Here is an 8,935-nt window from a genome sequence, read left to right as displayed (position 1 = left end):
GAAAGACCCAACCCCCCCGCCGCCCCCCCCCCCCCCCCGACGGCCGGGGGCCGCCCCGCCCCGCGCGGGGCCCGGCCCCCCCCCCCCCCCGCCCCCGCGGCGTTCCCCGGGCTCGGGCCGGCCCGCGGGGCGGTCGTCGGCCGAGGTGACCGTCAGCCGAGGCGGACGACGCTGCCCGTGGCCGCGGAGGTGCGGGCCGCCTCCAGGACGGTGAGCGCGGCGACCCCGTCCCGCGGGTCCACCGGCGGCGGGGTGCCTTCGGCCAGCGAGGCGGCGATGCCGGCGTAGTAGGCGGGGTAGTCGCCGGGGTCGGTGGGGATGCGCTCGGCGCCCTCGTCGGTGCCGAGGGTGCCGTACGCGGCGGGGTCGTCGGCGCCCCACGGGTAGCCGTCGCCGGGCGTGCGGCCCGCCCTGAGGTCGCTCTCCTGCGGGTCCATGCCGAACTTGACGTACCCGGCGCGGTCGCCGAGGACGCGCAGCCGGGGGCCGCCGACCGGGGCGACGGCACTCGTCCACAGGTGGGAGCGGACACCGGAGGCGTGGGTGAGGGCCAGGAAGGCGTCGTCGTCGACCACCGCGCCGTCGCGCCGGGTGTCGATCTCCGCGTACACCGACTCGGCCGGGCCGAAGAGCGTGAGTGCCTGGTCGACGAGGTGACTGCCCAGGTCGTAGAGGGTGCCGCCGACCTCGGCCGGGTCGGCGAGCTCCCGCCACCCCGGCTTGGGCTTCGGCCGGAACCGCTCGAAGCGCGACTCGAAGCGGTGCACCCGGCCGAGCGCACCCTCACCGATCAGCCGGCGTACCGTCAGGAAGTCGCCGTCCCAGCGGCGGTTCTGGAAGACCGAGAGCAGCACCCCGGCCCGCTCCGCCGCGTCGCAGAGCCGGGCCGCCTCGACGGCCGAGCCCGCGAGCGGCTTGTCGATCACCACCGGCAGGCCGGCGGCGACCGCCGCCTCGGCGAGCGGCACGTGGGTGCGGTTGGGGGAGGCGACGACCACCAGGTCGAGGTCCTCCGCCCGGTCGAACAGGTCGGCCGGGGTGCCGAGCGGCTGCGCCCCGGGATGGGCGCGGCGCAGCCGGTCGCGGCGGTCCGGGTTGGCGGTGACCACCGCGACCAGCTGCAGTCCGGGGGTGGTGGCGATCAGCGGGGCGTGGAAGGCGGAACCGGCCAGGCCGTAGCCGATCAGGCCGACGCGGAACGGGGTGCGGGGCGCGCTGGTCATGCGACCCACTCAACCACGGCCGCGCCGGCCGGCCGGGTCAGCGCGCGTGCGTGCCGCGGGCCCGGTTGCGGCGGCGCAGCACGGCCATCGCCGCGCCGGAGAGCACGAACGCCGTGCCGACCGCGGCGATCAGCCCGGTGGAACGGTCGGTGCCGGTCTGGGCGAGCTGCTGCCCTGCCGGGACGGCGTCCGTGCCGACGGGTGTCCCGGAGGCCGCCGGGGTACCGGGGGCGGAGGCCGAGGGGGTGCCCTGCCCGGTGCCGGCGGGGGAACCGGTCGCCGCGGCGGGTACGGCGACGGGTGCGACGGCGCCCGTGCCGGTGCCGGAGCCGGTGGCCGGGGTGGCGGCGGCGGAGTCGTGGACGTGCGGGGTGCCGCTGCCCGCGGGCGGGACGGGGGCCGTGCCGGCGGTCTTGCCGCTGCCGTCGAAGACCACGTCGGAGCAGGAGTAGAACGCCTCCGGGCTGTCCGAACGCTGCCAGATCGCGTACACCAGCTGGCGCCCCTTCAGCTCCGCCGGGATCCGACCGGGCAGCACGTACTGGCCGTCGACCAGCTGCGGGTCGGTGACCGTCAGGAACGGGGTGGACTGCAGGTTCGACCAGGCGAGCGGCTTGGCCGGGTCGTACGTACCGTTGGTGACGTACAGCCGGAAGGTGCCGCGGTGCGGCGCGGTGGCGCGGTACCGGAAGGTGAACGGCGAGCCGGCCGTCAGGTTGGTGGCCGGCCAGTCCGCGCGGGGCAGGTCCAGGCCGGCGAACTCCGCGTTGTTGGCGCTGCACAGCTTGCCGTCCGGGATCAGCTGCTGGTGGCGGCCGTTGGCGTCACCGATCCGCACACCGTTCCAGTCGTACATCGCCTGGGTGCCGCCGAGGGCGATCGCGGCCGCGCAGGCCGCGGACTTCGGATGCTCCGGGCCCTCCAGGTAGCAGCCCTCGACCCGGCTCAGCGGGTTCTGCATCGAGCCGTGCGCGGCGGCCGTGCCGGTGCCGAGCGTGCCGGACAGGGCCAGGCCGGCGAGGGTGCCGGCGAGGACGGTGACCCGGCGGCGGACGGAGGGACGAGCGGACATGGCGGCGCTCCAGGATCGAGGGTCGGGGACGCTGTGCCAGCACGCTAACCACTGCCGATGGCCGGATTGACGGGCGATCAGTGCTGTTATGGGGTCTTTAAGGCGTTCTTGAGGCGGCGGGCCCGGGGTCCTGTGGCCGGCCGGCGGGTGCCGTACCGGCGTCCGGTGGGCAGGGCCGGTGCGGGCTGGAGCGGGCCGCAGCCGAGTCCGCTGGTCGGGACGTCCTCCCCGCCGGGCAGGTGTGCGGATTAGGCTGGTCGTGTTGGGGCAGCCAGTAGGACCCCCACACGTCGCGGAGGGCCCGCAGCGGGCACCGGGCGGAGGGGTGCAGTTCCGTACGACCACCGCACGACCTCGGGAGACACGCACGTGGCAGACCGCAAGCCCATCGAGTCCTGGCTGACCGACATGGACGGCGTCCTCATCCATGAGGGCACGCCGATTCCCGGCGCGGAGGAGTTCCTCCGCCGCCTGCGGGAGTCCGGCAAGCCGTTCCTGGTGCTCACCAACAACTCGATCTACACCCCGCGCGACCTCAGCGCCCGCCTCGCCGGCATGGGCCTGGAGGTGCCGGAGGAATGCATCTGGACCTCCGCCCTCGCCACCGCCAAGTTCCTCAAGAGCCAGCGGCCCGGCGGCACCGCGTACGTCATCGGCGAGGCCGGCCTCACCACCGCGCTCTACCAGGCCGGCTACGTGCTGACCGACAAGGACCCGGACTACGTGGTGCTCGGCGAGACCCGCACCTACAGCTTCGAGGCGCTCACCAAGGCGATCCGCCTGATCAACGGCGGCGCCCGCTTCATCTGCACCAACCCCGACGAGACCGGCCCGTCCACCGAGGGCGTGCTCCCGGCCACCGGCTCCGTCGCCGCCCTCATCACCAAGGCCACCGGCGTCGAGCCCTACTTCGTCGGCAAGCCCAACCCGCTGATGATGCGTGAGGCGCTCAACACCGCCGGGGCGCACTCGGAGACCGCCGCGATGATCGGCGACCGGATGGACACCGACGTGGTCTCCGGCATGGAGGCCGGCATGGAGACGATCCTCGTCCTGACCGGCCTCACCTCGCCGGCCGACGTCGAACGCTTCCCGTACCGGCCGACACGCGTCGTGAAGTCGATCGCCGACCTGATCGACGAGATCTGACCGTCAGGGACAGTCGCAGCGCCCCTACCAGCGGTTTTCCGCCGGTAGGGGCGCTGCGTTTGCTTGCTGGGCCGTCTACGGGCCGTCGGCGGCCCGAGTCGTGGCCGAACACCGCGTCCACGGCCTTCCGGGTGCGCTCCCGGCTGCTCGGCATCAGGTGGGTGTAGATCCTCAGCGTGAACCCGGGGGCCGCGTGCCCAGGTACTCGCTCACCGCCTTGATGCTCTCGCCGGCGTCCAGGAGCACCGAGGCGTAGAAGTGCCTCAGGGCGTGCATGCCGTACTCCCTCGCGGCGGTCGGTCGCTGGCCGGAGAGGCGGGGTGCGATGACGCCGGCGGCTTCAAGGGCCTCCTTCCAGATCTCGTCATGGAAGTAGTTCCGCCGGACGGCAACGCCCGTCGGCAGGATGAACAGCAGGCGGTGCGTGACCAGCGGACCGTCGGCCGTCAGCCACGGCAGAGCCACGTTCACGGGGGCGAACCGCTCCATGTGGGCCCGCAGCGAGGCCGCGACCGACTCGGTGAGCGGAACGTCTCGGAGCTTGCCGCCCTTCGGCGGGGCGAAGAGGAGCCTTCCCTGGAGGTACTTCACCTGCCGCACGACGTGGAGCGTGTTGGAGCTGAGGTTCACGGCGTCCACGGCGAGACCGAAGATCTCGCCCTGCCGCAGGCCGCATCCCGCACCGGCGTCCACCATGGCCCGGTAGCGGCCCCGGGTTTCTTCACGCGGGCGACATCGCGATCCCGAGCGAGTCGGCGCCCATCGGCCTCGGGGCGCCCTTCTCGTAGAACACGTCCAGGTCCGTGACGACGAAGCCCGCCTCGGTCAGCAGGTCGACGATCGGGCGGGTGAGGTGGCACCCGGCGAACAGCCGCTGCTCCAACGGGTCGAGCCGCTTCTGCCAGCGCCGCACGCTCTCGTCCTCGACCGGGGCCAGGCCGTGCTCCAGGAAGTGCAGCGTCCCGCCCGGCTTGAGGACGCGCCGCACCTCGTGGAGCGCGGCACCGGCGTCAGGGATGGTGCACAGCGTCCAGGTCGACAGCGCGGCGTCGTAGCTGTGGTCCGCGAACGGCAGTGCCTGGCCGTCCAGCCCCCCGCGCTCCACGTGGACGGAGGTCGCCGCCAGCCGCTTCGCCGCCAGCTTCCAGCCCACGTCGGAGGGCTCGACTGCGTCCACCCTCGTGACGGCCGCCGGATAGAACGGCACGTTCAGGCCCGAGCCGAACCCGAGCTCCAGGACCTCGCCCTCCAAGCCCTCGCAGACCCGGCGCCGCAGTTCCTCGGCCTCCTTCATCCCGCAGACGACGTTGACGATCCGCGGCACGATCTGCTCGGCGTAGAACCCCATCACGGCCTCCAACCCTCACCACCAGTCTGGCACCTAGGGGGCGGGGCCGTCTCTGGGCCGTCCGGGGCCGGCCAGGGCTGACAGTCAGTACGGTGCGATGACTACTCTGCTGCTGGTCATCGAATCGTGAGGCGGTGTCGCCAGAGCGTGTCCTTCCCAGGCGACAGACCGACGAGATCCAGACCGGGTCCGGACCGGATCCGGACGTGGCGCCGCCGCGGGGCCGGCCTTCTCGGGCCGGTGCCGTGGCGGCGGCGCCGTTCGAGCCCGAGGGGGAGCAGTGGAACGGGCAACGGAAGTGGGAAGACCCCGGACGGAACCAGGAGAGGGGGCCGCGCACGCGGCGGGGACGCCGGGCGGGGTGGAGGTGCCGGGCGGGGTGGACGAGAAGCGGGTGACCTGGGCGGAGCTCTACTTCGACCTGGTCTTCGTCTTCGCGGTGACCCAGGTGTCCCAGTTGCTGCACCACCACCACGACTGGGCTGGGACGGGCCGGGCGCTGGTGGCCTTCGCGCCGGTCTACTGGTGCTGGGTCGGGACCACCGTGCAGGCCAACGTCCGTGACGTCGACACCCCGCGCGACCGGATCGGGATCTTCGGCGTGGGCCTCTGCGGCCTGTTCATGGCCCTCGCCCTGCCCGGCGCGTACGGCGCCCGGGGCCTGCTCTTCGGTGCGGGCTACTGGGCCGCCCGGCTGGTGCTGCTGTGGCTGGTCCGCGGCATCCGCCGGGTCTGGCTCGGCCCGTACGGTGTCGGGGCCGCCGTCAGCGGCCCGCTGATGCTCCTCGGCGGCATGGCGGACGGCCCCGCCCGGACCGCCCTGTGGGCCGCGGGTGCGGCCTGCGACCTCGCCGCGCCGCTGGTCTTCCGCCGCCGCCTGGCCGCCGTGACCTACCACCCCGGCCACCTGCCGGAGCGGTTCGGGCTGTTCCTGCTCGTGGCGCTCGGCGAGTCCATCGTGGGCATCGGCGGACCGGTCGCCGGCTCCGACCTGCACACCGGCCAACTGCTGTCGGTGGCCGTCGCGTTCGTCATCTCCTGCGCCCTGTGGTGGCTCTACTTCGGCTTCGCGTCCGACGCCATGCGGTTCGCCGTGGAGACGGCCGCCTCCCGCCGCGACATGATCCGCCGGGTGTTCTCGTACGGTCACCTGCTGCTGATCGCCGGTGTCATCGCGGTGGCGGTGGGCTTCGGCGAGACCGTCGCCGAACCGGGCCACGCCCTGGGCCTCGGCACCGTCGCGCTGCTGTACGGCGGCTGCGTGCTCTACCTGCTCTCCTTCAGCTACACGCGGTGGATGATGTTCGGCAAGGTCTCGCCGACCCGGCTGGGGGCCGCCGGCCTGGTCCTCGTCCTGCTGCCGCTGATGCCGCACCTGCCGGCCCTCACGGCGCTGACCGCGCTGGCCGTCGTGCTCGTCGGGCTCAACGCGGTCGAGCACGTGCGGGTCCGCCGGGACCGTGCCCGGGCCGGCGCGGAGACCGCGGCGGAGAGCGAGGCGGCCCTCCAGGTCTGAGAGCGCTGAGAGTGCTGCGAGTGCTGCGAGCGCTTAGCACCCCCGGGCGGGACCGGTGCGGATTCGCGGGGGATCCGCCGAGGATCCGGCGGGGAGGCGGGTGGGCGGGGCGGGCTGTCGGTAGGGGTGTGTAGCGTTCAGGGTCGTAGGAAGTCGTACGTCGGAGGCGACCGCTGCGCAGTGCGGCGCGGTCGGTGGGAGGTTTGTCGTGACGGATCTGGCTGAGGCGGCCGTGGACGCCGGTTTCGAGCTGCCCGAGTCCTGGCAGGACGTGCTCGCGGACGAGGTCGGCAAGCCGTACTTCGCCCAGCTGGCCGCCTTCGTGGCCGGCGAGCGCGCCGAGCACCAGGTCTTCCCGCCGAGCGGGCAGGAGTTCTCCGCACTGGAGGCGACCCCGTACGACAAGGTCCGCGTGCTGGTCCTCGGTCAGGACCCGTACCACGACGACGGCCAGGCCCACGGCATGAGCTTCTCCGTCCTGCCGGGCACCAAGACCCCGCCGTCGCTGCGGAACATCTTCAAGGAGCTGGACGCCGACCTCGGCATCCCCGCCCCCGACAACGGCTACCTGATGCACTGGGCCGAGCAGGGCGTCCTGCTGCTCAACGCGGTGCTGACGGTGCGGGCGCACGAGGCCAACTCGCACAAGGCCAAGGGCTGGGAGAAGTTCACCGACGCGGTGATCAGGGCCGTCAGCGAGCGCGAGGAGCCCTGCGTCTTCGTGCTGTGGGGCAACTACGCGAAGAAGAAGCTGCCGCTGATCGACACCGACCGTCACGTCGTCGTGCAGGGCGCCCACCCGTCGCCGCTCTCCGCGAAGCTGTTCTTCGGCAGCAAGCCGTTCTCGCAGATCGACGCCGCCCTGGAGGGCTTCGGCGCCGAGTCGATCGACTGGAAGATCCCGAACCTGAACGACTGATCGGGTACGGGAAGGCCGGCCGCGCGCTGTGAGGGCAGCGAGCGGCCGGCCTTCCCCGTCTTCGGGGGCTCAGGCCGAAAGCGCGGGGGAGAGGCTCAGCGGGGGCTCGGTGGCGGCGCGGACCTCCTCGACCGTGCGGCCGGGGGCCACCTCCACCAGCAGGAGGCCGTCCGGGGTGACGTCGAGGACGGCGAGGTCGGTGACGATCCGGTGCACCACGCCGCGGCCGGTGGCCGGGAGCGACAGCTCGTCGACGATCTTCGGTGAACCGTCCTTGGCGGTGTGCTCCATCACCACGATCAGCCGGCGCGCGCCGTGCACGAGGTCCATGGCGCCGCCCATGCCCTTGACCATCTTGCCGGGGATCATCCAGTTGGCGAGGTCGCCCGAGGCGGACACCTGCATCGCGCCGAGCACGGAAACGTCGATCCGGCCCGCCCGGATCATGCCGAACGAGAACGCCGAGTCGAAGTACGAGGCGCCGGCCTCGACCGTCACCGTCTCCTTGCCCGCGTTGATCAGATCCGGGTGCTCGGTGCCCTCCTGCGGGTACGGCCCCACCCCGAGGATCCCGTTCTCCGAGTGCAGCACGACGTGCACACCGGGCGGAAGGTGATTGGGGATCAGGGTCGGCAGGCCGATTCCGAGGTTCACGTACTGGCCGTCGCGCAGTTCCCGGGCGGCCCGGGCGGCCAGCGCGTCCCGGGGGTCGAGGGCGGTGGGGGTGGTGGACGTGTCGGTGGCCGACGCCGTGGGGGTGGTGGACGTGTCGGTGGCCGACGCCGTGGGGGCCGTGGACGTGTCGGTGGCGGGCATCTCAGACCTCCTGGGGGATCGGACGGACGGTGCGGCGCTCGATGCGGCGGTCCGCGGGGTCGGCGGCGACGACCCGGTCGACGTAGACACCGGGCAGGTGCACCGCGTCCGGCGGGAGCTCGCCCGGCTCGACGACCAGGTCGGCCTCGACCACCGTGATCCGCCCGGCGGTGGCACACAGCGGATTGAAGTTGCGGGCGGCCGCGTGGAAGACGCAGTTGCCGTGCCGGTCGGCCACCTCGGCCCTGACCAGCGCGAAGTCCGCCGTGATGGCCTCCTCCAGCAGGTAGCGCCGCCCCCCGAACTCGCGGACCTCCTTCGCCGGTGAGGCGACCGCCACCGAGCCGTCGGCGGCGTACCGCCAGGGCAGACCCCCCTCCTCGACCTGCGTCCCCGCACCCGCCGGGGTGTAGAAGGCGGGGATGCCGGCACCCCCGGCGCGCAGCCGCTCGGCCAGCGTGCCCTGCGGGGTCAGCTCGACCTCCAGTTCCCCGCTCAGGTACTGCCGGGCGAACTCCTTGTTCTCGCCGACGTACGAGGACGTCATCCGGGCGATCCGGCCCGCACGCAGCAGCAGGCCGAGGCCCCAGTCGTCGACGCCGCAGTTGTTGGAGACGACGCGCAGCCCGGACGTGCCCGCCGCCGCGAGCGCGCCCAGCAGGATGCTCGGGATGCCGCAGAGGCCGAATCCGCCGACGGCGAGGGTCGCTCCGTCGGGGATGTCCTCGACGGCACGGTCGGGGGAGTCAAGGACCTTGTCCAAGGGGTCACCTCACTGAGGGCGGGGGGGTGGGTGGGAGTTGTCGGGGGCTCTCCGATCCGAGGACCGGGCGGAGCAGTGGGTGGTGGGCCCGGCCCCGGCCCGGCCCCGGCCCGGGCGGTGGGCCGCGCC

8 protein-coding genes and 1 pseudogene are annotated in these 8,935 nt (G+C 73.4%); 3 read left to right on the top strand and 6 right to left on the bottom strand.

Annotated features, from left to right (window positions below):
• Positions 1–152: 152 nt before the first annotated feature.
• Both ABZ641_RS18440 and ABZ641_RS18435 read right to left on the bottom strand, forming a co-directional pair.
• Entirely contained in the window at positions 153–1,223 is a 1,071-nt protein-coding gene (locus tag ABZ641_RS18440) for a Gfo/Idh/MocA family oxidoreductase (protein ID WP_359983045.1), read from the bottom strand.
• A gap of 37 nt (positions 1,224–1,260) precedes the next feature.
• Positions 1,261–2,295, bottom strand: a complete 1,035-nt coding sequence (locus ABZ641_RS18435) for a lytic polysaccharide monooxygenase (protein ID WP_359983042.1) — start codon at positions 2,293–2,295, stop codon at positions 1,261–1,263.
• 369 nt (positions 2,296–2,664) lie between these two features.
• Here ABZ641_RS18435 and ABZ641_RS18430 point away from each other — a divergent pair, with 369 nt between their 5' ends.
• Complete coding sequence (locus ABZ641_RS18430; protein ID WP_030275764.1) at positions 2,665–3,444, top strand: HAD-IIA family hydrolase; 780 nt, start codon at positions 2,665–2,667, stop codon at positions 3,442–3,444.
• A gap of 106 nt (positions 3,445–3,550) precedes the next feature.
• Here ABZ641_RS18430 and ABZ641_RS18425 read toward each other — a convergent pair.
• Positions 3,551–4,152, bottom strand: a pseudogene (locus ABZ641_RS18425) (site-specific integrase); the annotation flags it as partial.
• Positions 4,153–4,165: 13 nt separating this feature from the next.
• Positions 4,166–4,792, bottom strand: a complete 627-nt coding sequence (locus tag ABZ641_RS18420) for a class I SAM-dependent methyltransferase (protein WP_344627080.1) — start codon at positions 4,790–4,792, stop codon at positions 4,166–4,168.
• 379 nt (positions 4,793–5,171) lie between these two features.
• Between ABZ641_RS18420 and ABZ641_RS18415 the strand changes: the two genes are divergently transcribed.
• Positions 5,172–6,308, top strand: a complete 1,137-nt coding sequence (locus ABZ641_RS18415) for a low temperature requirement protein A (RefSeq protein WP_359983038.1) — start codon at positions 5,172–5,174, stop codon at positions 6,306–6,308.
• Between the two features lie 208 nt (positions 6,309–6,516).
• Positions 6,517–7,227 carry a uracil-DNA glycosylase gene (locus ABZ641_RS18410; RefSeq protein ID WP_359983036.1) on the top strand — a complete coding sequence of 237 codons (711 nt, stop codon included), beginning with the start codon at positions 6,517–6,519 and terminating at the stop codon, positions 7,225–7,227.
• A gap of 69 nt (positions 7,228–7,296) precedes the next feature.
• Here the strand turns inward: ABZ641_RS18410 and ABZ641_RS18405 are convergent, their stop codons facing one another.
• Entirely contained in the window at positions 7,297–8,043 is a 747-nt protein-coding gene (locus ABZ641_RS18405; protein ID WP_359983033.1) for a 3-oxoacid CoA-transferase subunit B, read from the bottom strand.
• Between the two features lies 1 nt (position 8,044).
• Complete coding sequence (locus tag ABZ641_RS18400; protein WP_359983030.1) at positions 8,045–8,806, bottom strand: CoA transferase subunit A; 762 nt, start codon at positions 8,804–8,806, stop codon at positions 8,045–8,047.
• Between the last annotated feature and the right edge of the window lie 129 nt (positions 8,807–8,935).

It is taken from the genome of Kitasatospora sp. NPDC007106 (genome assembly GCF_040634455.1).
Lineage (GTDB): Bacteria > Actinomycetota > Actinomycetes > Streptomycetales > Streptomycetaceae > Kitasatospora > Kitasatospora arboriphila.
The sequence above is the reverse complement of the archived record's forward strand: the minus strand, read 5'-3'. Positions and strand labels throughout refer to the sequence as shown.

Excerpts from the sequence above, each read along its gene's own strand:
- ABZ641_RS18440 (WP_359983045.1), bottom strand. The coding sequence starts at position 1,223 with ATGACCAGCGCGCCCCGCACCCCGTTCCGCGTCGGCCTGATCGGCTAC.
- ABZ641_RS18435 (WP_359983042.1), bottom strand. The coding sequence starts at position 2,295 with ATGTCCGCTCGTCCCTCCGTCCGCCGCCGGGTCACCGTCCTCGCCGGC.
- ABZ641_RS18420 (WP_344627080.1), bottom strand. The coding sequence starts at position 4,792 with ATGGGGTTCTACGCCGAGCAGATCGTGCCGCGGATCGTCAACGTCGTC.
- ABZ641_RS18405 (WP_359983033.1), bottom strand. The coding sequence starts at position 8,043 with ATGCCCGCCACCGACACGTCCACGGCCCCCACGGCGTCGGCCACCGAC.